This window comes from Candidatus Dormiibacterota bacterium, from assembly GCA_035635555.1.
In the GTDB taxonomy this organism is placed as follows: domain Bacteria; phylum Acidobacteriota; class Polarisedimenticolia; order Gp22-AA2; family Gp22-AA2; genus Gp22-AA3.
Window position 1 is genome coordinate 26,608 of sequence record DASQAT010000040.1, and the last position, 24,028, is coordinate 50,635.

The window sequence follows — 24,028 nt, forward strand, 5'->3', positions numbered from 1 at the left end:
CCCGCGTCGTTGGCTGCGGCACCCCCTGGCGAGCCGTCTCTACCTGACTTACTCGCACTGGCGCTCCTGGTCGCCGGGTGCGTCACGATTCCCGCTCCCTCGAGGGCGGACGTGGGGATCTCGTTCGACTTCTTCTACTCGGATCTGAGCCCGCACGGTCGCTGGCTCGTCTCCGGAAGCTACGGACGGGTCTGGCAGCCTGCCGACTACAGGGCCGGATGGAACCCCTACTCCGACGGTCACTGGGTCTACACCGACGTCGGCTGGACCTGGCTGTCGGATTATGAGTGGGGCGCGGTTCCGTATCACTACGGGACCTGGGTCCTCGACATGGACGTCGGCTGGGTGTGGGTGCCGGGGTACGTGTGGGCGCCTGCCTGGGTCGTCTTCCGCACCGGCCCTGATTACATCGGCTGGGCGCCGGTGCCGGTCGGGTACTCCGTGGGCGGGTCCATCGGCTCCGCCTCCTACAGTCCCGATCTCTTTCTGTTCGTGGCCAGCCGCGACTTTCTCGCGCCGCGCGTCGGCGCCTATGCCGTCCCGGCTGCCAGGACGCGCGTGATCATCAACAACACGAGGATCGAGAACACCATTCGCGTCGAGAACAACGTGGTCGTCAACACGGGTCCCGACGTGCGCCTGGTGCAGAGGGCCAGCGGGCGGACGATCGAAGCCGAGTCGATCGAGCGCGTTCCGAGAGTGGGCCCGGCGCGACACATGAGCCGCGACGATCTGCGCGTGGATGCAGTCAAGAGCGGGACCGGCCTGCGCGCCGCCGAGCCGATTTCCGAGAGGCAGTCCAGGGCCATCATCGAAGGGCGCGGCCGGGACGAGTCCCGTGCCCCGAGGGCCGGGGAGAGGACGCCCCGCCCGGAGACGCGTCCTCCTCGGGACGAGGGGGACAGGATCAAGGACAGGAGCGGCGCCCAGGCCGACGACGGGGTGAAGGCCGACGACAAGGCACGGGCCGATGCCAAGGCGAGGGACGATGCCAAGGCGAAGGCGGATGCGAAGGCCGACGCCAGGCGGAAGGGGAATCCGAAGAAGAAGGAGAAGCCGAAGCCGACTCCGGCCGATGACAAGCCACCCAGTCGATAAGGCTAGTGGCCGTCTTTCCGCGCCCGCGCCAGCTCGCGCGCGAAGACCGGGTTTGCCGGGAACTCACGAGCGAGCTCCTCGAAGAGCGCGCGGGCGCGGTCGAGCCGGCCCTCGCGCTCGGAGGCGAGGGCGAGCAGCGCCTTCGCCATGGGCCGCAGGTAGCGGCCCCGCTCCGCGGCCGTCTGAAGCTGCTCCATGCCACGGTCGCGATCCCCGTGCACGCCTCCGAACCACAGCAGGAATCGCTTGTAGACAGGCAGGCAGCCGATGATGTAGTTCGCGGCGCCGAGCGCCACATAGGCGTCCTGGGCGTCGGCCCGCACGGCGAGGAGCCGCGTGGCTTCCTTCTCCGCACGACGGATCAAGGAAAGGGCCGAGAGCTGGCGCTTCTCGATCAGGGCCTGGAAGTCTCCCTCCATGCCGTCGGTTAGAGTGAGGACGAAGAGACCATCCGGGTCGTCGGGATGTGTCTTCAGCCGCTTCAGCGCCATATCCCTGGCGCTCCCATTGGCGGCCAGAAAGGCCGCGCGCCGCGCGGGGTCGGGTGCCCCCTGGATACCGCCCAGCAGTCTGTCGTCGTCGAGGAAGAACTCGGAGGTCAGGACGCCCTCGTGGTCGAACTCCTCGAAGAGATGGCTCGCCGCCTCGGCGGCGACGCCGAGAGGCTCGTCCGGGCGCGCGCGCCGGTAAACAGCGATCTCCTTGCGGGCCTCATCGAACCGAAGCTCGTACATGAGGCGGAAGGCGGCGTCGAGCTGCGGCGTGTCGTCCGCCCGCCCCTGCGCCACGCCGCAGATGACGGTCGTTGCCGTCAGGCCCGCGACCAGGAGAGCTCGCACGGGACGATCAGCCGGGAGGGGGCCCGCGGGGACGGACCTCCCGCCGGCGTTCGCGACCTCCCCTTCGTCGAGGTAGTCGCGCTCGGCCCGCCGGATCGCCCTGTAACGCTCGAATGCGGCCCGTTCCTCTTCGAGACCCAGCATCGTCCTCAGCGTGCGCCCCCGGTACGTGTGACTCAGCATCCCGTGCCAGTGGCGCAGGAGGAAGAGCGGGCTCTGCCGCAGCACGGCGGGGATGTGCCGGACCTTCATCCAGCGCTCCGCGCGCCAGCGCTGGAATTCGATCTCCTCGGCCGTCAGGTGCTCGCTGCGCACGACCGCCGTGGTCCCGTCGTATTCCTCGAGGCGCTCGCTGATGATCAGCCCGCGGTCGCGGAAGTCCGCGGTCATCGGGGTTCCGGGGTACGGCGTCGGGTGCTGGATGTAGGGCCAGTCGACGTGGCGGCGCGCGAACTCGAGATTCGCTTCGATCGATTCACGCGTGTCCCCCGGGTTCCCGACGATCAGGCCGCCGACGACGTACATCTTGTTGCGATGCAGATGATCGATCGCGGCGACAGATGCGTTTCCGACGGTCCGTCCGTCCCTCCGCTCCCGGTTCTTGGACGAGGCACGCAGGAACTCCAGGTCGTCCTCCAGGACATTTTCGATGCCGAGGAAGACGTAGCGAAAGCCCGCCCGGCGCATCAACGGGGCCAGCGTCTCGCCATGGTTCGCGATGGACGAGGTCATCGCCTGCACGAGGTAGTGCAGCGTGTTCAGCTTCGCATCGATGATGGCGCGGCAGAGAGCCTCGAAACGCCGGACATCGAGGGTGAGATTGTCGTCGACGAGGAAGACGGCCCGCGCCCCGTGCGCCCGGGCGTCGCGGATGTCCTCGAGGACCCGTTCGATCTCGAAGGTGTGGAAATTCCGGCCGCGCATCGCGATGATCGAGCAAAAGCTGCAATCGAACGTGCAGCCGCGCGAGGTCTCGACGACATCGACCGGCCGGCCCAGCAGCGTGTAGCCTCGGAGCACGCGCGCGCTCCGCTTCGGAAGCCGCAGATCACCACCGCGCAGGCGGCCGACGGGTCTGTCGGGATTGCGGCGAACGGTGTCGCCGTCGCGATAGGTCAGCCCGGCGATGTTCCCGTACCCTCCGCCCGTCTCCATCGCCCGAACGAGGTCCCGGAAGGTCATCTCCCCTTCGCCGCGCACGATGAAGTCGGCGCGACCCGGTGAGGGCGCCTCGTAGGCCTCCGGCGCCAGGCTCGGATCGTAACCTCCGACCGCGAAGCGCGCCTCGGGGCGCAAGGAACGGACGAGCTCCATGACCCGCGTCGCGGTCCGGCGCTGGAAGGTCATGATCGAGAGGCCGACGAGGTCCGGTTTCAGGTCGCCGACGAGCCGGGACACGGTGCGACGGACCCGGTCCTGGGCCAGGATCAGGTCGGCGACCGCCACCCTGTGATGGGGATCGACGTTCCCGGCCAGGGAGGTGAGCGCGCCGTTCGGCATCCGGATCCCGACCGCCGGCATGTGCTCGAAGGAGTCCGGCATGGAAAGAAGAAGAATGTTCATCCGACCTTCCCGGCCTGTCTCACCACGCGCTTGATCATGTTGTCCTGCTCGATGAGTCTTTCCTTCTGCCGCCGCGGGAGCCTCTTGATTCGGCCTTCGACCCTGAGGGCAAGGCCATGACCTCCGATCGCCATCTTGAAGACCAGCCGCAGCGGGCCCTTGCCTCGAAGGTATTTTGCGCCCTTGCCCCCGTTCTGTCGATGCTGCGCAACCCGTCGAGATACGTCCGTCGTGATACCGGTGTAAAGGGCCCCGTCTCTGCACCGCACCAGATAGACGTGCCATCGAGGCATCGGGCCGGCTCTCCGGCTACGGCGAGACGAGTCTGACGAACTGTTTCAGCTCGTCTTCTTTGAGATCGGAGACGGCCCAGTAGTTCATCCCGCCCTGGGTCCAGTGGAGCAGGTGGTACCCCTGACGCGTCGCGACGGTCAGGGGGCGATCCATGTCGCGTGACGCGGGCCAGACCATGAGGTTGATGATGTGCTGTCGACGCTCGTAGACGAGGGCCGCGATCGGCCGGCCTCCCAGGTAATCGAGCCGTCCGCCCGTGAGGGGAAAGCCTTCATCGGCCAGATCCTTCACGGGCGGCGAGAAATCGAGTCTGCCGTTGAACCACGGCTTGACCGTGTGCTGGTCGGACGACGGCACATCGGCCAGGTGGCCCGGCATGAGCGAGCGGATATGGCTGGCGACCACCTCCTGCGCCAGGAGATCATCCGCGGATTGCCGCGGCGCGACCAGCACCGCCAGGACGCCGGCCAGCGCCCCCGCGGGCAGCCAGAGCCACCGTGTCCACGAGAAGCCGCTCGGAGGACCCGCCCGAGCGGCCGCGCCGACGGGCTCCGCGGACGCGCGCAGGGCCGCCTGGGCGCGGGTCGTGAACCCTTCGGGCGGCCTGAAATAAAGCGCCTCGTCGCGGAGTGCCGTGCGCAACGCCCGCTGCGCGGAATGCTCCCGGGCACAGGCGGGGCACGTGTCGAGATGACGCTGCACATCCAGGCTGTGCGTGAGATCCAGCTCGTCGTCGAGGAAGGCGTGCAGCAGGGATCGGGCCTCCTGGCAGGTCATCTTGCGACCCCCCCGCCCGGCGGACCTGCGAGCCCGATCTGCAGGCGGCCGCGCGCGCGGGCCAGCCGCGACATGACCGTTCCGACCGGGATGTCGGCGATGGTGGCGATCTCCTTGTAGGAAAGCCCCTCGATCTCCCGCAGCACGAGCACCTCGCGGAACTCCACCGGCAGCTCCTCGAGCGCCTGTCGCACCCGCGTCGTGTCCGCTTCCTTCAGCACGAGCCTCTCGGGGTTCAGCACGTCCCCGTCCGGCGTGTGGACCTCTTCGTCGAAGGGCGTGGTGACCTCGTGCGCGCGGCCGCGGCGCAGCCAGGTGTAACAGGCGTTGCGCACGATCGCGAGAAGCCACGCGCGCGGGTCCGTGCCGCGGAATCCGTGGAACGCCTTGAAGGCTCTCAGGAGCGCCTCCTGCACGAGGTCCTGCGCGTCGTGCTCGTTGCGCGTCAGCCAGCGGGCCAGGTTGTAGGCAGCGCCCAGCTGAGGCAGCACCGACTCTTCGAAACGGGCGACGGCGCGCTCATCCAGCGCTCGAGGTGCCATTTCGACCCGCGGCCCCTTCCAGATGAAGACTCTCGTGAGAGCTCTTTTATTCCCGCGGCGAGAGTAGCACACGCCTCGGGAATTTCCCCGGCCGGGGCGAGTCTCGGAGGGCGGCGGCGGTTTCCCGATGATCGGGGCCGCGCGCCGGAAAGAGAGGCGGAGATGGCAAACCGGGTGGATCGACGATCGTTCCTGAAGATCGCGGGGACTTCCCTGGGGATCGGCGCGCTCTACAGCGTGGCGCCGCTCCTCGGGGCCGACGGAGAGGGCTCCGAGATCGCGAGGATGCTGTGGAAGAAGCACGGAGAAAGGCTCAAGCCGTTCTCCTTCGTCCAGCTCAGCGACACGCATGTCGGGTTCAACGGACCGCCGGACCCGCTCGGAACGCAAGCCTACGAGCGGGCGGTGGACATGATCAACGGCCTGCGCCACCGGCCCGACTTCGTCCTCGTGACCGGCGACCTGACGCACGACAGCGAGAAGCCGGGGGAGCACGCGGACCGGATGAAGAGGTTCCAGGAGATCTCCAGCCGCCTCCGTGTGGATGCTGTCCGATGCGTCCCCGGGGAGCATGATGCCGGGCTCGACGGCGGAGCGCTCTTCCGGGACGTCTTCGGCCCGACCTTCTACTCCTTCGACCACCGCGGCGTTCACTTCATCGGCCTCGACAACGTGTCGCGCGCCAAGCCGGAGGTGGGTCCCGAGCAGCTGGCGTGGCTGAAGAAGGACCTGGCCCGGTTCCCCACGACCGCCCCGATCGTCGTGTTCACCCACAGACCGCTGTTCGATCTGAAGCCGGAGTGGGAGTGGTTCACGAGCGATGGCGACGAGGTCATGAACGCGCTGGCGTCGTACGAGAACGTGACGGTGCTCTACGGCCACATCCACCGGCAGCACGAGCATGCCGCCGGCGGCGTCCGGCACTACGCGGCCCGCTCTCTCATCTGGGCCTTTCCCGACCCGGCGACGACGGCGGACAAGAAGCCGCTGCCGTTCGACAAGGAGGAGCCGTTCAAGAACCTCGGACTTCGTCTCGTCCAGGAGCCGGGGACGCGCGGTGCCGTGCCCGACCCCCCGACGATCGACGATGTCGAGCTCACGATGCGCGAGTACTCGGGCACCGTGGGCATCAACCAGTTCCTCAAGGAAGGAGCCGCACGATGAGAACCGGACAGGATTGCGGAAGGAAAGTGTTGCTTGCGATCGCGCTGACGGCGGCGGGGCTGACCTTCGCCTCGCCATTCCATGCGCGCGCCGAGGAGGCCCCCGGGCCGCGCGTCGTGGCCATCACGGCCAGACGCTTCGAGTTCGTCCCGAAGGAGATCACCTTGAAGCAGGGGGAAGCGGTGACGCTCCGCCTGACCAGCGAGGACGTGACGCACGGTTTCTTCATGAAGGCGCTCGGGATCGACGCCGTGATCGAGCCCGGCCAGCCCACCGACGTGACGATCACACCGCAGACGACGGGCAGCTTCACGACGATCTGCGATCACTTCTGCGGCGAGGGGCACGGCAACATGCACATGACGATCGTGGTCCAATGAGCCGGCTGGAGAGGGTACGCCATCCGGGTGGGGTTCTCAGACGCATCACTCCGGGCCTGCTTCTGTTCCTCACGGCCTGCCAGGCCACGCCGCCCGGCCGCTTCGAGAGGACTCTCGCCGCCGAAGTGAAGCGGAGCATCACGATCGGCGGCCGCGGCGACAGGAACCCGCTTCCCTCGAACGAGTCGACCGTCGCGAAGGGGCTCGATCTCTTCTCGAGGCACTGCATCGCCTGTCATGGTCTCGACGGCCAGAACACCGGGGTGCCGTTCGCCGACAGGATGTCTCCGCCCGTCCCGTTGCTGGTCTCGCACGACATCCAGGCGTACGCGGACGGCCAGCTCAAATCGATCATCGAGCACGGCATCTTTCCATCCGGCATGCCGGCGTGGAAGGGAATCCTGGACGACGACGAGATGTGGGCGATCGTCCACTACCTCCGGCATCTCCCTCCCAAGGGAAGTCTGGGAGTGCCGACGTTCTACGAGGGCATCCGCTCAAACGCAGAAACAACTCCCTCCCCGCAAGCGGCGGGGGCATCGAGGTGACGCCATGGGATCGATAGGCCTTCCAGAGCTGCTCCTGATCTTCTTCATCGTCCTGCTCATCTTCGGAGGCAAGAGGCTGCCCGAGATGGCGCGCGGGCTCGGGACGGGCATCCGTGACTTCAAGCGCGCCCTGCACGAGAACACAGAAGGAAAGTGACGAGCCCGGGCCCCGTCTCAGGACGGGGATTGCGCTCGCCGCGTGCGGGTGGCCTCCATCCACTTGCGGATCCGGTTGGCGTCGCCAAGACGCGTGTACTTGCCCCAGGAATCGAGGAGCACGATGACGGTCTGCCGCGCAGCGATCTCGGCCTGCAGCACCAGACACCGACCGGCCTCGTTGATGTAGCCGGTCTTCGAGAGCCCGATGTTCCAGGTCTTGTTGTTCACCAACCCATCGGAGTTGCGGAATTCCAGGACCCGGCCGTTGGAGAGCGTCACCGAGTGGAACGATGACGTGGTGGCCTCGCGAATCGTCGGATACCGCGTGGCCGCCAGAACCATCAGGGAAAGGTCCTCGGCGCTGGACACGTTTTCGCCGGAGAGCCCGGCCGGGTCCGTGAAGCGGGTCCGAAGCATCCCCAGCTCCTGCGCCTTGCTGTTCATGGCTTCGAGGCACGCTCCGGCCCCCCCCGGATAGGTCCGGGCCAGGGCGAAGGCCGCCCGGTTCTCCGACGCCATCAAGGCCACCCAGAGCAGCTCGCCGCGCCCGAGGCGCGCGCCCACAGGCAGCCTGGAGCGGGTGTGCTTGCGGGTGTCCACGTCGGCGCGCTCGATTTCAATCACCTCGTCCATTGGGGACTGCGCGTCCAGCACGACCATGGCGGTCATCAGCTTGGTGATCGAAGCGATGGGGGCCACCTGGTCGGAGTGCTTCGCGTACAGCGTCTCGCCCTGCGCCGCGTCGATCACCAGCGCCACGTTCGACTTCAGGTCCGGGCCGCCGCGCCGGGTTCGCACGGAAGTCGCCCCGCTCGCGCCGTTGGCCGCGCGTGAGCCGCGGCCGGCCGGCGCCCCCGCGGCTCGATCGGTGCCCGCGGCCATCATCGAGCCGATCACGACCGCCACCGCCGTCACCCGCGCGAGCCGATCCAGGGGAACCTCCTCCGCTTCGTAAAAAATACCAAGAATCTTCGTTCCTGAAAAGGGGTGGCAACACCCGGATCGGGTTCGAGTTCCGGCGTGTCCCTGCCTTGACACCAGTGCTCAATGGTCGTATGAGAGTACAAGCGTTCCTCCGCCCAGGCTGACTGGCTTCGACAGGGCGACGGGCATCGTCTGGAGCAAGCTCTTGCAACGTATAGGCGCGGTCGTGGTGCCATCCGCCAGGATAGCCCTGATCGCCGCTGTCCTCGTGGCCTCGATCGGCGCGGTGCGTGGTGACCGGCCTCTGTTTCCGGGGGAGGCATTCGATGTCGGCGCCGGTCCCATCTTCACGGGATTGGGGGACTTCAACGGCGACGGCAGGCCCGATCTGGTGGTGGCGAATCAGAGCGGCATCTCGGTCCTCCTTGGTCTCGGCGACACCACCTTCGGCCCCCGGACGGGTTATGCCGCCGGCTGCCATCCCAAATCGGTCGTCATCGGCGATTTCAATGGTGACGGCAGGCAGGATCTGGCGGTGCCGGGGTGTGTTTCTCCTGACGGCCTGGCCGGCGTCTTCGTTCTGTCGGGCTTTGGGGACGGGACCTTCGGCCCTTCAGGCTTCTTCCCGACGATCGACCAAGGCAGGCTGGCTGCGCCCGGCGACTTCAATGCCGATGGTCGCCAGGATCTGGTGGTTGGTTCGGCGGCGGGGATCTCGGTGCTGCTCGGCCGGGGGAACGGGACGTTCGAGCCCGAGATCCGCACGCCGGACAACCTCGTCACCTCGATCGCAGCGGGGGATTTCAACGGTGACGGATTTCAGGATCTGGCGGTGGCGGTCGATGGTCTGGCCGTGCTGCTCGGGCGCGGCGATGGCACCTTCGGCGACCGGAAGCGCCAGGAGCAGGATGTCGCCATCCAGTCGGTCTCGACCGGGGACATGAATGGCGACGGCCACCTCGACCTGGTAGCGACCACGGCCACTGCGCGCTTCACCATCTACCTGGGCCACGGTGATGGCGTCTTCGGCCTCACGCACACCTTCTTCGAAAGAGTCTTCGGGGATTATCACCCCTTCACGGTCGCCATCATCGACCTGAATGCCGACGGCTATCAGGACCTGGCGGTGACCTCGGGCGGCGTCTCGGTCTTCCTGGGCCGCGGCGACGGGACGGTCGGGCCGGAGATGCCTGCCTGGGTCCTCAGGAACGCCTCCGCGACCGCGATCGGGGACCTCGACGCCGACGGACGCCTCGACTCGGTGGTGACCGACACGAACACCTCTGAAGCGTACGTCCTCCCGGGCCGCGGAGACGGCACCTTCGACTCCCGAAGGCCCATCCAGATGCTGGGATTCACCGACCCGATGGTCCTGGTGTTGGCGGATGTCAACGACGACGGAGTCCTGGATCTCGTCTCGACCGGCGCTGGTCTGGTCCTGGGCGCAGGCGACGGCACTTTCGTCCCCTCAGGGCTCTCCCTCACCCCGAGAGGCGGAACGCTCGACTCGTTCGCAGCCGGGGACCTCAACGGCGACGGACGCGCCGATCTGGTCGTGGGGGACAATTACCTGGGCTCCGGCGAAGTGACCGTCTTCCTGGGGCTGGGCGGAGGCACCTTCGGCCCCCCGGCTTTCTACCCGACGGGCGATATTCCCCGGTCCATGGTGATTGACGATATCAACGGCGATGGACGCCCGGACTTGGTCATGGCGAATGGCGGCTTCAACAACTCCTCCGGGATTTCCCTCCTCCTGGGCGCCGGGGATGGCACCTTCGGTCCGGCGACCTATCTCGCCCCGGCCGGCCTCTCTCAGTCGGTCGCCGTCGGGGATCTCGACGAGGATGGACGGCGGGACCTGGTACTGGCATCCTCCGGTGCCCACGGGGTCGCCCTGCTTCCGGGCCATGGAGACGGTACGTTCGGTTCAGCGATCCTCCTCGCGACCGGAGGCTCTCCCCAATCCGTCGCCATCGGGGACGTCGACGGCGACGGCCATCAGGACGTCGTGGCCGCGAATGCGGACTCGTACGTCTCTCTCTTCCTCGGGCACGGGGACGGCTCCTTCGATGCCGAGAGGCATCTCTTCCCGAACGCACATTCCAACTCGGTCGCCATTGCGGACTTCGACCTCGATGGGCGCCAGGACGTCGTGACGACCGACGCTCCGGGGGACATCCTCGTGCTTCGGGGTCTGGGGGATGGCACGCTCGCCCCCCAACTGCGCTACCCGGGAGGTGGACACCCCAGGCTGGTTGTAGCCGGAGATCTGAACGGCGACGCCAAGCCGGATCTCGTGTTCGGGAACGGCAGGGTCGCCACCGGGGGGGCCGACGTGTCGGTGCTGCTCAATATCGGGCCGGTCGATGCCGACGCAGACGGAGTCCCCAATGGTGTGGACAACTGTCCGGCGGTCTACAACCCCGAGCAGACCAACTCGGACCAGGATCGGCTGGGGGACGCCTGCGACAACTGCCCGAACCTCGCCTCCTTCTCGCAGGCCGATGCGGACAGGGACGGGATCGGGGACCTCTGCGACCCCTGCACCGACACCGATCGGGACGGGTTCGGCAACCCAGGGTTCCCGGCCAGCACGTGTCCGATCGACGACTGCCCGTCCGTCGCCAACCCTGATCAGCAGGACAGCGACCAGGATGCTCTGGGAGACGCTTGCGACAATTGTCCTTTGGTCTTCAATCCGAACCAGGTCGACACCGATCTCGACGGAGTCGGCGATGTCTGCGACTCCTGCACCGATACCGATCACGACGGCCTCGGAAATCCAGGATTCCCGGTCAACACCTGCCAGATGGACAACTGTCCGACGGTCTACAATCCCGGCCATGAGGACGCCGACGGGGATGGTGCAGGAGACGCCTGCGACCTCTGCACCGATACCGACCACGACGGGATCGGCGATCCGGGATTTCTGAACAATGTCTGCCAGGTGGACAACTGCCCGCAGGTCTATAACCCCGGCCAGCAGGACGCCGACGGAGATCGGATCGGGGATGCCTGCGACGCCTGCACCGACATGGACGAGGACGGTTACGGCAACCCAGGCTTCCCGGCGACTACCTGCGCGGTGGACAACTGCCCGAACCACTACAATCCTCAGCAGCAGGATAGGGACCATGATGGAATCGGCGACCTCTGCGATTCGTGCACCGATACCGACGGAGATGGATTCGGGGACCCTGGCTTCCCAGTCAGCACGTGCCGCCTCGACAACTGCCCGAGCGCCTACAACCCCGATCAGCTGGACAGCGACTCTGACGGCATGGGCGATGCGTGCGACCCTTGTCCGACCGACCCTCGCAATGATGCCGACCACGACGGCCGGTGCACCAACGCGGACAATTGCCCGAATGTGCAGAATCCCGATCAGCTGGACACGGACGGGGATGGGACAGGCGACGCCTGCGACAACTGCGCGAGCGTTTCGAATCCTTCGCAGGCAGACATGGATGGCAACGGGGTCGGCGATGCGTGCGACGCCTGCACCGACACGGACCACGACGGTTACGGCAACCCAGGCTTCCCGGCGACTACCTGCGCGGTGGACAACTGCCCGAACCTCTACAATCCTCAGCAACGGGATAGGGACCATGATGGGATCGGCGACCTCTGCGATTCGTGCACGGATACCGACGGAGATGGATTCGGGGACCCTGGCTTCCCAGTCAGCACGTGCCGCCTCGACAACTGCCCGAGCGCCTACAACCCCGATCAGCTGGACAGCGACTCTGACGGCACGGGCGATGCGTGTGATCCCTGTCCGGTTGACCCTCGCAATGATGCCGACCACGACGGCCGCTGTGCCAACGCGGACAACTGCCCGACGGTGCAGAATCCCGATCAGCTGGACATGGACGGGGATGGGACAGGCGACGCCTGCGACAACTGCGCGAGTGTTTCGAATCCTTCGCAGGCAGACATGGATGGCGACGGGATCGGCGATGCGTGCGACGATTGTCCTCGCGTGGCGGACTCTCCCCAGGCGGATATCGATCGCGATGGTGTAGGCGACGCCTGCGACAACTGCCCCGCGGCCCCCAACGCCGATCAGGCGGACGTGAACCACGACGGATCGGGAGACGCGTGTCAGCCGACACTCGCTCTCCTCAGCATCACGGAGGGTGCCTTCCTGGACCTCGATGTGGCCCTGAGAGCGAGGGACCCACAGAACGATCCCCTGAGCGGCAACGTGTCTGCCGTCTGTATCACCACCAAACAGGACGTAACGCTCCAGGATCTGGGTAATACCTGGGAGTGCAGCCAGGGCTTCCTTCCCGAGAACGTCCCGGGCGAAGGGATCGGATTCGCCAACGGCTCCGTTGGCACTCCGATCGTCTTCGACCTGGACAGCATCCTCGTCTGCGAGGACGCACGGCAGGACTATGAGATCGCCGCGGGGGCCTGCGCACAGCCGGAGACGCCCTTCATGGAGGTCCTGGATCTCTCGAGTGTGGCCCCGGCACCCACGGCCCTTTGCGTTCGAAAGGTCGGAAGCCAGCTCGGGTCGGATCTGCAGATCCTCGATCTCGAGCCGGATTTTCTGCGCGCCTCATTCGTGCATCTTCACTCAGTCGTTGATGTCCCCTTCACGTCCGGGCTGCCGAGAGAGGTCGCTCTCCCGTCGCTGCCGTCGGGGACGACCTGCACGCTCTCTGTCACCGTGACCGACGGCAACACCGTGCCGGTGACGGCGCACCAGGACTTCGTCTACCAGGGCGAGACGAGGATGGTGATCACGAACGGCGAGCCCCCGCGGGCGGTGATCGCGGTGTCCTCACAGGTCGAGTGCGACCGGCCGGGGGGAGGGGTGGTGACGCTGGACGGCTCGGGATCGGTCGATTCCGATTCCGAAGGAGGCATCTCGTCGTACGAGTGGTTCCGGGATTTCGGGCAACCCGTGCAGCGGCTGCTCGGAACGGGAGCGCACCTCTCAGTGGTGCTGCCGCTGGGGGTGAGCCAGGTGACGCTGCTGGTGGCCGACAGCGACGACCACCTGACGGGCACCGCGGAGGCGACGGTCACGGTCGTCGACAGGACGCCTCCTGCTCTGATCCTCACCCTCAATCCGACGACCCTGTGGCCCCCGAATCACCGGCTGGTTCCGGTGCACGCAGCGTGGCAGGTGAGCGACGTCTGTGATCCGGCGGCCGGGGCAATCCTGGTCTCGGCCACGAGCAGCGAGCCGGACGACGCGCCCGGCGCCGAGGACGGGAGCACGACGGAAGACATCCAGGACGCCTCGATCGGCACCCCGGACAGTTCGGTGCTGCTCCGGGCCGAGAGGTCAGCGGACGGATCGGGGAGGATCTACAGGCTCACCTACGCGGCCACGGACGTCTCGGGTAACACGGCGTCGGCCGTGGGGACCGTGATGGTCCCGTACGACCTGGGGACGGGGTCCGAGCCTCTGCTGATGAGCCTGGAGCCTGGTGGAACACCCGGGATGGCACACATCTCCTGGAGCTCGGTGCCGGGGGCGGAGATGTACGACCTGATCGTGGGGGATCTTGATAAGGTCGCGGCTCAGACCGGGGTCCTGTGGCTTGGGCCGGTGCGGGTGCTGGCGTCGGGGATCACGGAGACGAGCTACACGGAAGGGGCCACGGCCGAAATTCCGGCCGCCGGCAAGGCGTTCTTCTACCTCGCGCAGTACCGGGACGGACTGATGTCCAGTGGCTGGGGTACGGAGTCGAGCCCCTGGCCCGAGGAGCCGGTGTCCTGTGACCTGGGCTGTCCTGAATGAGCGATACCGGAGTCCCCGTCCCCGGTCATTGGGTCTTCTCGCTCATGAAGACAACTTTGTGCCCGTCATTCGCGATCTGTCGACTGACGCGTTCGCCTTGGAACATGCGGTCGAGTTCCTGGGCGCGGGCATCATCCAGCACACACAGGACCCGATTCCGGCCGGCGAAATAGCGTTCGATGTCCGCCTGACTGCTGATGACCTCGATCGGGTGCGGGCTCCAGAACGGTTGCGTCTTGTGGTCCATCACGACCACCGGGTCCCCCGTGTAAAAATACACACCGCGCGCATAACTCCTGTCCGTCACGATCGCCTGGTCTCCATAATGTTCCTGGCCCACGATCTCTCCGACAAAAGCGTCCGCAACCGACCGGTCGAGCGCCGCGGTCATCCCTGAGCCAAGCAAAACGACCAGGACCACGACTCCGCACGCCTTCGTCATGATCGCCTCCTTGATCCTCCCTCGCCACAGCAGGACCGAGCCGGCGATCAAGATCCCGCCAAAGAACCTGATGCCGTTCACGGCCCCCGTGGTCGCGACATCCCGGTATTCCCGGGTCACCAGGCAGGGCAGCACGACCAGGGCGAACCCGGAGAGGAGCTGCATGACGCTGAGCACAGTCTTCGAGCTCGAGCGCAGCTTCACATGACCCAAGGACATCGCGAGCGGTATCACGAGCGCCGGGATCAGGGGCAGGATATAGCTCGCCAGCTTCGAGCGCGCGATCTCGAAGACCGTGAACGTCGACGCAAACCAAAGCAGGAAGAAAAGGTGTTCCCTCTTGTACCTCGCCCAGCCTCGGCCCAGCACCGTCAGCTCGAACGTCCAGGGAAACAGGCCGACGGCAACAGTGGCGGGATAAAACCACCAGTGGTCGAAATTCTGGTGCTCGGGGTGAAAGATGCGGTCGATGTTGTCGTGGACGATGAATTCGGCGAAAAACGCCCTGCCATCTCTTGCCAGGATATCCGCATACCACGGTGCGCATACGACGCCGAACAACAGCACCCAGGGATGGATGAGATAGCGCCGAAGGAGCGTGAACTCCCTGAGAAGAAGAAGATAAATCACGGTAGTCGGGAGAAGGATGACGATCGCGACAGGGCCCTTGGTGAGGACGGCGAGGGCAGCGGCCACCCCGAAGACATACAGGTACAGGTCCCGCCGCTCCACGGTCCACAGGTAAAAACCATAGAAGGCCACCGTCATCATGAGCGACAGGGTGATGTCGGTCAGGACCGCCTCGGACATGACCAGATAGAGCGAGGATGTGGCCAGCAGGGTCCCCGCAAGCCACGCGATCTCTGAATCGAACACACGGCGGCAGAAAAGAAAGGTCGCGACAACGCCCAGCAGTCCGCAGAGGGACGGGACGAAACGCGCCGCCGCGCGGGTGACGCCGGCGATCTTGAACGCCGCGATGAGCAACCAGTAGAACAGCGGCGGTTTTTCATACTGCGGGTGGCCGAAGATGAGCGGCGTCACATAGCTGTTCTGCCGCATCATCTCCTTCGCGGTCTGAGAGTAGAAGACTTCATCCGGATCGGTCAGCGAGAGCCGGTTCATGGCCCCGCAATACAAGACGGCGGCGATCAGCAGAAACAAAACTGTCCAGACTCGTGTCGTCATACATACCTGCCCCTCTACTCGTATACCACGGATGGGAAGCCATGACACCTCCACGGGAGGTCAGCCGATGCGGAGACTGCTTCGAGTGGCAATCCCCCTGGTCGTCATCGTGGTCGTCGTGGGCCTGCTGGCGCCGGTCCTGGGTCCGGGCGACCCCCGGACCACACCCTATCTGTCTGCTCTATCGGATGCTTTTGCGACTCCGGCGCTGGCGAGAGGCGGCTGTGCGTTCAAAGACTGCGCGGGAGGCTCACGACACAACATCGTGTGCGCCAAGGTCCTGACGCCCACGATCTGCACGAACTCCAGCGGGACCTGCGTAGCCGCGGGGTGTCCATAAAGGGCCCGCTCGCGGTCAGAGCCGGTAGCCGACCAGCGTTCCGGGCGCGGTTTGCAGGAACAGCATGCCGGCGACGTCGTCGACGGCGTACACCGGCTCGCGCTCCTTGCCCAGATCCACGCGCGCCCGCGGCTGCGCGCTGTCCTTGGCGATCTCGAGGAGGATGTTGCCCTTCCCCTCGGGGGCGCGCGTCAGCATGAAGACCGATCCCGGGACGGTGAGGGATGCGCGGAAGCGCTTCGAAGCGAGCGCCGCCGCCTGCCGCGAATAGCCGGTGAGCTGAGCGCCGCCCTGCGTGTAGGCCGTCGCCAGCTCTCCGGTGATGCGTCGCGCTGTCGGATCCGTGGCGGTCCGCGACGTCTGGGCAAAGGCATCGCCGTACGCGGAGGCGGCGGCGCCGTACAATCCCGCGCGCACGGCGTCGATCCTGTAAAGCGCCCGCAGCAACCCCGGAAGCTGCGGCGCCGGGTAGTAAACCTGACTCTTCACCCGCCCATCCCGTGCCACCACAACGAGGTTCTGCGGCGCGATGAGGATGAGCCCCGAGGGCCGGATCTCCATGTCGGTCGGGTCCTCGCCCCCCTGCATCTTGATTTCGTCGCCGAGCGGCTTGAAGGTGCCGGCGTCGCGATCGATGGCGTACAGCCGATGGTCACGGTTGGCGAACACGTAGAGCGTCCGCCCCTCGACGACATGATGCAGGGAGTACCGCGCGGCCTTGTAGTCGCCCGAGCTCAACGGCCTGCCGCTCTCGATTGCGTCCTCGAAGCGGGGCTCGCCGCTCGCGAGGTCGATCATATTCACTTCGGCGTTCGTCGCCGCGTCGGGGCGCGAGATGTAGAGCAGACCCGCCGGCGTGAGCTCCGCATAGTCGAGACGGCCCTTGATCTTCACGTCCTTTTTCAGACGCAGCGTGGCCGTGGCCACGTCCAGCACGTTCACGAACGTGCGCGACTCGGCATCCACCGCGAGGACCACGGAGCCATCGGCGATCATCGCGTCCATGACGGTGCCGCGCATGCGCAGCGGCTTGGCGGCGATCGTCGTTCCATCCGAATAGCGCGCGACGTTCAGCCCCGTCTGCACGACACCGTTCACGATGCGCACGTTGCCCGTCGCCTCGCCCGCCGGGGGCGATTCCGGGAGGATGACGATCCCGTTCGGATGCTGCACGATGTCGTGCACCCACCCCTCCACCGTCGCCGGCTTGGCCCAGAGCGCCCGACCGTCCGCGAGGGCGTAGGCCATGAGGCGGTCGTCGAAGCTCACGTACAGGCGATCGGCTTTGTCGAGCGACGGGTAGAGGCGCACGTGTCGCGCGGGGTTGCCGGCGCGGGCGGTGGGCAGCACGGCGGACCAGCGCACCGCGCCGGTGCGCGCGTCGAGCGCCCGCAGGCCGGTCAACGTGTGCACGACGATCACACCCGGCCCCGCCTGCAGGACCTCCAGCGCGGTCCCTTCCGACGCGGAGCGCACGAGACCCTGCATCATCCCCGCCAGCCCGCCCCGCCTGGGCTCGTTCTGCGGGAAGAGCGACTCGCTCGCCCAGCGTTGCGTGCCGGACGAGAGATCGTACAGCGCCACGACCGGCGGCCCCCCGGCGCGCCGCCCGTGGACGAGCAGTGTGCCGCTCTGGGGCAGCACACGGCGGGTGACGACCTGCGCGAGGTCCAGGCGTCGGGAATCGAACACGACCGACCCGGTCACCGGGTCGAAGACGAGCGTCAGCCCTGGACGCTCCGCCTCCATGAGGAGCGACCCCTCGATCATCTTCACGCCGTCGGCCGGCAATCCTCCGAGCTCGGGCTTCACCCAGGCGATCTGGCCGCGCTCGATATCCACGGCCGCGAGCCCGGCGTCCGTCGAGACGAGAAGCGCCCCGGCCGGCGTGACCTGCTGCCAGCGGATGTCCCCCTTCATCTTGATCGTCCAGGCCGGGGTCGCGCCGGAGGGAGCGGTCGCAGGGGCCTGGGCGTGGACCGCAGTGCAGACCGCGGCGAGCAGCGCGAACGGCAGAAGCGTGCGAGCGGAGACGGCGGCCATGACGATCCTCCCCTAAATCGGCCCCTGCATCAGGCTGTTTCAAGATGGGTTCTAGAGCCCCTCGACGCAATAGGGCTCGCAGGGGCGATCTCCATCACCTCGCGGGCGAACCCCGAGTCCGCCCGGACGTGGATTCCGTATGACAACTACACCGACTGCAGCTTGAGCGCCAGGACCGCCCGGCTCAGCTCCCCCACGTCGTGGACGATGTCCGCCTGCGGCCCTTCGCAGACGAAGTTGAAAGAGGCGCTGGCGCTGTTGCCGCCTATCGTCTGCGGCGGCTGCCGGCGCCGGACGTCGGATGTGGTGCATCCGAGACCCTTGGCTGCGGCCGACATCGCCAGGGCGAAGCGGACACAGTCTTCGATTGACCCCTCGTTGAACGAGTGCCCGGTGCTGAATGCGGGCACGGGCGCTGCGATGGGGATAGAGCCTCTTACGGTTGGAACGCCTCCGAAGCCTGGGCCGATACCGCCGATGCCCGGGGCCCTCGAGTCTGCCGGGATGCTGCCTCCCGTGGTGCCCAGCGTGAGGCTGTCCGTGGTCTCGGCGAATGTCTGGGGGGGTGGGCTCGGATCCACGAACGGGCCGGTGTAATACGACGTGACCGTGTAGTAACAAGAGTAGCTGCCGCTGAGGACCACATTCGGCTCGACGGGTACCTGCGGCCCCGCGGCCGGGGGAGATCCGGTCGTCGCCCCGCCGGGAACGACGCCAACGAACAGCGCGAGGGCTATGCTCGTCCCTACTCTGATGTTCATGATGTTCGTCCTCCTGCGCCATGTGGGCGACCGAGGCACGATTGCATCGGCACGCTGTGGGCGGTGTGTTTTCCACTTACGCCCGCCGGAGGGTCCTGTCAAGGGGTATCCTGTGCTCCTATGGACGAGATCAGCCGGCGGGAATTCCTCGTGGCCGCCGCGGCGCTCGGCGCATCGCTGGCCTGGGGCAGCGCTCACGCCAGGCCATCGCGCGTGCAGTGGCGCGAGCGGCGCGACCTGTTCCCGGAAGGGGTCGCATCCGGAGACCCGCAGTCCGACAACGTGCTGCTGTGGACGCGCTATCCCAGGAGCGATGGCTCGACCGAGGCCGGCCTGAGGCTCGAAGTCTCCGAGGACGCGGGCTTCGAGCGCATCGTCGCGACGGCGCGCGCCAGGGTCAGCGCAGCGTCGGACTGGACATGCCGCGTGCTCGCCGGTGGATTGAAACCGGCTCGCGAGTACTGGTATCGCTTCACGGACGATTCTGGAGCGGGGAGCCGTGTCGGACGCACGATCACCGCCCCCGGCGCCGATGACCCGCGCCCGGTGCGCTTCGCGTTCGTGAGCTGCCAGAACGTCAATCAGGGCGCCCAGCACGCGTACCGCCGCATGATCTACGAGGACGAACGTGCGCCGGTTGCGGAGCGCCTCTCCTTTGTCCTCCATCTGGGTGACTTCATCTACGAGATTGTCTGGTACCCGGAGGATCGGCCGCAGGGGATGTACGATCGTCGTCTTCGCGATATCGTGCGGTACGCGAACGGGGAGAAGGTCGCCGATTTCCACGTTCCGACGACAGTCGACGACTATCGGGCCGTGTATCGGGCCTACCTGCACGATCCCGATCTCCAGGACGCGCGTGCCCGCTGGCCGTTCGTCGCGATGTGGGACAACCACGAGTTCTCCTGGCTCGGATGGCAGTCGCTGCTGAAGCTCGGCGGCAAGACGCGCCCGGCGCAGACGCGCAAGGTGGCGGCGAATCAGGCGTGGTTCGAATACCAGCCGGCACGCATCAAGAGATCGACCGGCAAGGGGCTCGAGCGCTTCGATCCGCCGCACGTCGTCGATACGCCGATCACGCGCTTCGATGCGCAGGGCCTCGGGCAGGAGCCGAACAATCTCGCCGCAATCGCCAGCCTCACGGGCTATCGTGCCCTGCGCTGGGGCCGCAACGTGGACCTGATCATCACCGACCAGCACAGCTACCGATCGGAGGAGCCGACCGATCGTCCCGAGGCCGCGGCCTTGTCGAGCGAGGATTTCCCCAACTTCATGCCGCAGGAGGCCCAGGAGATCCTCGACGCCGGACGCAACTACGCGGGGGGCCATCCCCCGGCGACGATTCGCTTCGGGGCGGCCGAGGTGCCGAACTTCCGCAAGGAGGATCCGCCGCAGACGATTCTCGGCGCCGAGCAGAAGGCCTGGTTCCTGGATCGCCTGCGCACGTCGAAGGCGACGTGGAAAATCTGGGCCAACTCTCTCGGCACTCTCGACTGGCGCGCCGACCCGCAGAATCTCCCCGCCGGGCTCACGACGCCGTGGCCCGGAGCGGGCTACGCCGGCTTCGGCGGCGGCGATCACAGCGGCGCGTATGTGGAGCGAGCGGAGATCTACGATCTCGTCCGAGACGCGGGCATCACGGGATTCGCGACCGTCGCCGGCGATCGTCACAGCTTCTGGGCCGGATTCGCGGCGAAGGCCCTACCGCCGGCGAAATTCGAGCCGGTGGGTGTCGCTTTCATCACGGGCTCGATCTCGGCGCCGGGTCTGGTCGAGGCGCTCGAGCACCGCTTCCCGAAGGACCATCCGTTGCGTCCGTTGTTTCTGGCCGACCGCCCGGATGGGGGAAAACCTCAGGCCGCCATCAACCTGTTATTGCGGCACGGCGTGCGCACCTGCGTCGAGTACGGAAAAACCGGCGACGCGGAGAAGGCGCGAAGGCTCTCGAATCCCGATCTCGCGCCCCACCTTTCCTTCGTCGATATCGGCGGCCACGGCTACGCCACGGTCAGGGTCGCGAGCGATGCCATCGAGAGCGAATTCGTGTGCATTCCGCGCCCGCTCGAACGTACCGAGCGGGCCGACGGCGGCCCGCTGCGGTATCGAGTCGTTCATCGGGCGCCGCTGTGGACCAGGGACGAGCGCCCGCGGCTCGAGCAGCGGATCGTCGAGGGGGATCCGGGTCTGTCGGCCTAGCCGCCGATCGCGAGCACGACCTCCTTGCCCTTGAAGACATCCGGGTCGAGAATCACTACGCGGGCGCTGCCGTGGTCCTCGGAGGTTTCGATGGAAAAGTCCCTGCCTTCCTGGTAGACCGGCGGCAACAGACGGACCATGCGAATCTGTTCGAGGCCGAAGTTCTGCGGCACGAGGTCGATGCTGGTCTGCGCCCTCAGATCCAGCGACTCGTTGAAGGTGACCCCCTTCACGTCGCGCAGACGCTTCAGAACCGGGCTCAACACTCCCTCGTCCTTGAGATTCTGAGCGTTGGCGGCGTGGTAGAACAGGCTGTTCTCCCGGGTAGCCATGTCGCTCTCGAGCTGAGACCTGGCTTGCTCGAGCGCCGCGGCTTCCGACTGGGCGGCATCGCGCTCGCTCTTGTAGGCGTCCCGCTCCTTGACGAGCTGGCGCTGGCGCGCCCGGCGAACGCGGACCGGTGTCTGGCCGGCATCCCCCTGGGTCACATACGTGCGGAAGGAGTCCTGCTGTGGATCGTAGAAGAACCACACCTTGTTGCCTGCCAGAAGCTCGTCCGTCTGGTCGACCTGGCTTAGCAGGGCCTTGGCCTTAGTGGCGTCCAGATTGGCCTCGCCGGTCAGATAGGCCATCGCCAGGTCCTGGTGCCTGTCGCCGCGCTTCGCCATCACGAATTTATCGGGCAGGGCCTGCTCGAGGTGCGCCACCTTCTCCTGCAGCTCCCGGATGCTGTCACGGTCCGCGATGATCTTCTGCAGGAGCGTCTTGTAGGAAATGTCCTTTTCCTGCTCCACGAGCGCGTTGAGCACGTCACGCTGCTCGGGATTCAGATCCTGCGTGAAGATCTCGCTGAACTGGAGCGTCCGCTCGCCGGGCTTGCGGGAGGAATTGAAGACCTCGATACGCTTCATCATGGTGTCCGAGGTCTTGTCGATTTCGCTCCGATCTTCCTGCAGCTGGCCCAAGAGCTCATCGGAAGTCTTGGCCGAGCCCGGCCCCGGTCTAGAGCAGCCGGTCGCTCCGAAGACGACCGTCGCGGCGATCGCCGCGGTCACCAACAAACTCCTCGTGTGCTTCATGACGCCTCCTGCGGGGTGGTCCCCGCCATAAGGTGTTTTAGACTGAGCCGGCAGCAGGATTCATGCCACTCGCGACTCTATGGCGGAGGAGTCGATCAATCTCGACTCGAGGACCCGCGCGCTCTCGACCCCGTGCGACACAAACCGTTGCTCGAACGGAATTTGCCGCGACGCGAAGCGGCGTGAGGCGCTCGCAGCTCGCGGACTTCGCGCAACGAGCCTCCAGAGTTGACTGTCGGCTGCACAGTACGGTTGCCGTCCGCCTCGGATGACAGCCGCCGGGTTCTGACCGACCGGATCGTTGCAACCTTCCCGGATCCGTTGTCGTATAACCGGCGATGAAAACGAGACGCAGAGTTCTCGCGGCGCTCCTTCTGCTCCCCCTCAGTCTGGGTGAGCTTGCGGCCGGCTCGAAGAAGCTCAAGCCATGCCATGTGCCGGGTGTGGACGAGGAGGTCCTCTGCGGCCGGTACGAGGTCTATGAGAACCGTGCCGCCCGCAAGGGAAGAAAGATTGGGCTCAACATCGTCGTTCTTCCGGCGAAGGGTCCGAGAGTCGCAGCGGATCCCCTGGTCTTCCTCGCCGGCGGGGGAGTCGCACCGGCCACCAGCTATGCGGGCTTCCTGGGCGAGTCGTACTCCAATCTGCGACGTCAGCGCGACATCCTTCTGGTCGACCAGCGGGGGACCGGAGGGTCCAACCCGCTGGAGTGCGATCTGACCACGGATCCCGCGAGCGCGGAGTATCGCGACGAGGGCCGCTTCCTGGCGGCGGTTCGCCGGTGCCGGAAGGAGCTGGAGCAGAAGGCCGACCTGCGCTATTACACGACGCCGATCGCGATGGATGACCTGGACGAGGTCAGGGGAGCGCTCGGGTATCCGCGCCTCAACCTGTTCGGCGTGTCGTACGGAACGACGGCGGCGATGGTCTACCTGCGCCAGCATCCGGATCGCGTCCGGACCGTCGCCTTGCAGGGCGTCATTCCCCTCGACGTGCCGATGTGGCTCGAAGTGCCCCGCTCGTCACAGCAGGCGCTCGAGCAGGTCTTCGCCGCCTGCGCCCGGCAGCCGGGCTGTCACGAAGCCTTCCCGGAGCTCGAAAACGAATTCAACTCGCTCCTGAAGCGCCTCGCCGGGAAGTCCGTCACGGTCAAGGTGAAAAACCCGGAGACCGGCCAGGAGATGGAAGTCACCGTCGACGACGAGATCCTGCGCTACTATGTCTTCAGAGCGTTGTACTCCGCTTCCCGCATCCACGATTTTCCCCTGCTCGTCCATCTTGCTCATCAAGGTGACTATCAGCCTCTCGCCGAGAGAGTCGCCGTAAGGGGAGAGAGCGGGATTCCGAAGGGTATCTATCTTTCGATCGTCTGCAGCGAAATCATCCCGCAGTTCGACCCGGGCGCGCTGCCGGCGGCGACGGCGGACACGTTCATGGGTGGTCTTCGCGTCGGGCGGGACGTCAGCGCCTGCCGGGAGTGGATCCGAGGCTGGCTGCCGCCGGACTTCTGGATCCCGGTCAAATCTGATGTGCCCGTCCTGGTCATGAACGGCGCCCTCGATCACGTGACCCCGCCGCGCTACGGGGAGCGAGTGGCGCAATCGCTGGCCCACGCACGCCGGCTCGTCCTGTCGCAGCGCGGACACAACGATACGGATCCGTGCGTCAACGGGATGATCGAATCCTTCATGCTCGCCGGCACCCTCGCGAGGCTGGACACGAGCTGTCTCGCGAAGACGGAAGACCTGTCCTTCGCCCTGAAGGGCGATGATCTGATGAAGTGAGAAGCCTGCCTGACGGAGTGTCGTGTCCGCTCGAGTGGACAAATCCGGCCTCGCGCGAGGTCGCCGAAGCCCGGGGACGTTGCGAGCGGACCAGTGGCAAGCCCGCGGCCCCGAGCCTGAGCACGCCCCAATCGAGCCACCACTGA

Annotated in this window: 18 protein-coding genes; 9 read left to right on the plus strand and 9 right to left on the minus strand. The window is 66.5% G+C overall.

The window, feature by feature from the left end; genetic code table 11:
• Window positions 1-111: 111 nt before the first annotated feature.
• Entirely contained in the window at window positions 112-1,098 is a 987-nt protein-coding gene (locus VEW47_11200; GenBank protein ID HYS05746.1) for a DUF6600 domain-containing protein, read from the plus strand.
• 2 nt (window positions 1,099-1,100) lie between these two features.
• Here the strand turns inward: VEW47_11200 and VEW47_11205 are convergent, their stop codons facing one another.
• Genes VEW47_11205 through VEW47_11220 form a run of 4 tightly spaced genes read right to left on the minus strand, consistent with a single transcriptional unit; the run spans window position 1,101 to window position 5,113 of the window.
• Window positions 1,101-3,500: a radical SAM protein gene (locus tag VEW47_11205; protein ID HYS05747.1), complete on the minus strand. Its 2,400-nt coding sequence runs from the start codon at window positions 3,498-3,500 to the stop codon at window positions 1,101-1,103.
• The gene (locus tag VEW47_11210; protein ID HYS05748.1) at window positions 3,497-3,793 is read right to left on the minus strand and encodes a GIY-YIG nuclease family protein; all 297 of its coding nucleotides are present in this window, start codon (window positions 3,791-3,793) and stop codon (window positions 3,497-3,499) included. The genes VEW47_11205 and VEW47_11210 overlap by 4 nt, the downstream gene beginning before the upstream one ends.
• Before the next feature lie 16 nt (window positions 3,794-3,809).
• Window positions 3,810-4,571, minus strand: a complete 762-nt coding sequence (locus tag VEW47_11215) for an anti-sigma factor (GenBank protein ID HYS05749.1) — start codon at window positions 4,569-4,571, stop codon at window positions 3,810-3,812.
• Complete coding sequence (locus VEW47_11220; protein HYS05750.1) at window positions 4,568-5,113, minus strand: sigma-70 family RNA polymerase sigma factor; 546 nt, start codon at window positions 5,111-5,113, stop codon at window positions 4,568-4,570. Before VEW47_11220 ends, VEW47_11215 begins: the two co-directional genes overlap by 4 nt.
• A 174-nt stretch (window positions 5,114-5,287) precedes the next feature.
• On the opposite strand from VEW47_11220, the gene VEW47_11225 reads away from it, so the two are divergent.
• The 4 genes from VEW47_11225 to tatA are packed head-to-tail and all read left to right on the plus strand — an operon-like array spanning window position 5,288 to window position 7,362.
• Window positions 5,288-6,277 carry a metallophosphoesterase gene (locus VEW47_11225; GenBank protein ID HYS05751.1) on the plus strand — a complete coding sequence of 330 codons (990 nt, stop codon included), beginning with the start codon at window positions 5,288-5,290 and terminating at the stop codon, window positions 6,275-6,277.
• The gene (locus VEW47_11230; GenBank protein ID HYS05752.1) at window positions 6,274-6,657 is read left to right on the plus strand and encodes a cupredoxin domain-containing protein; all 384 of its coding nucleotides are present in this window, start codon (window positions 6,274-6,276) and stop codon (window positions 6,655-6,657) included. Before VEW47_11225 ends, VEW47_11230 begins: the two co-directional genes overlap by 4 nt.
• Window positions 6,654-7,205 (plus strand): cytochrome c, encoded by a 552-nt coding sequence (locus VEW47_11235; protein HYS05753.1) that lies wholly within the window; start codon window positions 6,654-6,656, stop codon window positions 7,203-7,205. The genes VEW47_11230 and VEW47_11235 overlap by 4 nt, the downstream gene beginning before the upstream one ends.
• A 4-nt stretch (window positions 7,206-7,209) precedes the next feature.
• Window positions 7,210-7,362 carry a twin-arginine translocase TatA/TatE family subunit gene (tatA, locus tag VEW47_11240; GenBank protein ID HYS05754.1) on the plus strand — a complete coding sequence of 51 codons (153 nt, stop codon included), beginning with the start codon at window positions 7,210-7,212 and terminating at the stop codon, window positions 7,360-7,362.
• 17 nt (window positions 7,363-7,379) lie between these two features.
• Here the strand turns inward: tatA and pbpG are convergent, their stop codons facing one another.
• Window positions 7,380-8,279 carry a D-alanyl-D-alanine endopeptidase gene (gene pbpG / locus VEW47_11245; protein ID HYS05755.1) on the minus strand — a complete coding sequence of 300 codons (900 nt, stop codon included), beginning with the start codon at window positions 8,277-8,279 and terminating at the stop codon, window positions 7,380-7,382.
• 214 nt (window positions 8,280-8,493) lie between these two features.
• Between pbpG and VEW47_11250 the strand changes: the two genes are divergently transcribed.
• Complete coding sequence (locus VEW47_11250) at window positions 8,494-14,049, plus strand: FG-GAP-like repeat-containing protein (GenBank protein ID HYS05756.1); 5,556 nt, start codon at window positions 8,494-8,496, stop codon at window positions 14,047-14,049.
• Window positions 14,050-14,074: 25 nt separating this feature from the next.
• Here VEW47_11250 and VEW47_11255 read toward each other — a convergent pair whose 3' ends face one another.
• A complete protein-coding gene (locus VEW47_11255; GenBank protein HYS05757.1) occupies window positions 14,075-15,655 on the minus strand; it encodes a glycosyltransferase family 39 protein in 1,581 nt (526 codons plus the stop codon).
• 109 nt (window positions 15,656-15,764) lie between these two features.
• Here VEW47_11255 and VEW47_11260 point away from each other — a divergent pair, with 109 nt between their 5' ends.
• Window positions 15,765-16,019: a hypothetical protein gene (locus tag VEW47_11260; protein ID HYS05758.1), complete on the plus strand. Its 255-nt coding sequence runs from the start codon at window positions 15,765-15,767 to the stop codon at window positions 16,017-16,019.
• Between the two features lie 15 nt (window positions 16,020-16,034).
• Here the strand turns inward: VEW47_11260 and VEW47_11265 are convergent, their stop codons facing one another.
• Entirely contained in the window at window positions 16,035-18,062 is a 2,028-nt protein-coding gene (locus tag VEW47_11265) for a PQQ-binding-like beta-propeller repeat protein (GenBank protein ID HYS05759.1), read from the minus strand.
• Between the two features lie 146 nt (window positions 18,063-18,208).
• Window positions 18,209-18,823 (minus strand): hypothetical protein, encoded by a 615-nt coding sequence (locus VEW47_11270; protein HYS05760.1) that lies wholly within the window; start codon window positions 18,821-18,823, stop codon window positions 18,209-18,211.
• Between the two features lie 120 nt (window positions 18,824-18,943).
• Between VEW47_11270 and VEW47_11275 the strand changes: the two genes are divergently transcribed.
• Complete coding sequence (locus tag VEW47_11275) at window positions 18,944-21,019, plus strand: alkaline phosphatase D family protein (protein ID HYS05761.1); 2,076 nt, start codon at window positions 18,944-18,946, stop codon at window positions 21,017-21,019.
• Here VEW47_11275 and VEW47_11280 read toward each other — a convergent pair.
• Complete coding sequence (locus VEW47_11280; protein HYS05762.1) at window positions 21,016-22,098, minus strand: hypothetical protein; 1,083 nt, start codon at window positions 22,096-22,098, stop codon at window positions 21,016-21,018. The genes VEW47_11275 and VEW47_11280 overlap by 4 nt on opposite strands.
• A 338-nt stretch (window positions 22,099-22,436) precedes the next feature.
• On the opposite strand from VEW47_11280, the gene VEW47_11285 reads away from it, so the two are divergent.
• Window positions 22,437-23,882, plus strand: coding sequence for an alpha/beta fold hydrolase (locus VEW47_11285; protein HYS05763.1), 1,446 nt, complete (start codon window positions 22,437-22,439; stop codon window positions 23,880-23,882).
• Window positions 23,883-24,028: the final 146 nt, after the last annotated feature.

Coding starts and splice junctions, on each gene's coding strand:
- VEW47_11265 (HYS05759.1), bottom strand. CDS start 18,062: ATGGCCGCCGTCTCCGCTCGCACGCTTCTGCCGTTCGCGCTGCTCGCC.
- VEW47_11220 (HYS05750.1), bottom strand. CDS start 5,113: ATGGCACCTCGAGCGCTGGATGAGCGCGCCGTCGCCCGTTTCGAAGAG.
- VEW47_11205 (HYS05747.1), bottom strand. CDS start 3,500: ATGAACATTCTTCTTCTTTCCATGCCGGACTCCTTCGAGCACATGCCG.
- tatA (HYS05754.1), top strand. CDS start 7,210: ATGGGATCGATAGGCCTTCCAGAGCTGCTCCTGATCTTCTTCATCGTC.
- VEW47_11215 (HYS05749.1), bottom strand. CDS start 4,571: ATGACCTGCCAGGAGGCCCGATCCCTGCTGCACGCCTTCCTCGACGAC.
- VEW47_11230 (HYS05752.1), top strand. CDS start 6,274: ATGAGAACCGGACAGGATTGCGGAAGGAAAGTGTTGCTTGCGATCGCG.
- VEW47_11235 (HYS05753.1), top strand. CDS start 6,654: ATGAGCCGGCTGGAGAGGGTACGCCATCCGGGTGGGGTTCTCAGACGC.
- VEW47_11270 (HYS05760.1), bottom strand. CDS start 18,823: ATGAACATCAGAGTAGGGACGAGCATAGCCCTCGCGCTGTTCGTTGGC.
- VEW47_11275 (HYS05761.1), top strand. CDS start 18,944: ATGGACGAGATCAGCCGGCGGGAATTCCTCGTGGCCGCCGCGGCGCTC.
- VEW47_11210 (HYS05748.1), bottom strand. CDS start 3,793: ATGCCTCGATGGCACGTCTATCTGGTGCGGTGCAGAGACGGGGCCCTT.
- VEW47_11285 (HYS05763.1), top strand. CDS start 22,437: ATGAAAACGAGACGCAGAGTTCTCGCGGCGCTCCTTCTGCTCCCCCTC.
- VEW47_11280 (HYS05762.1), bottom strand. CDS start 22,098: ATGAAGCACACGAGGAGTTTGTTGGTGACCGCGGCGATCGCCGCGACG.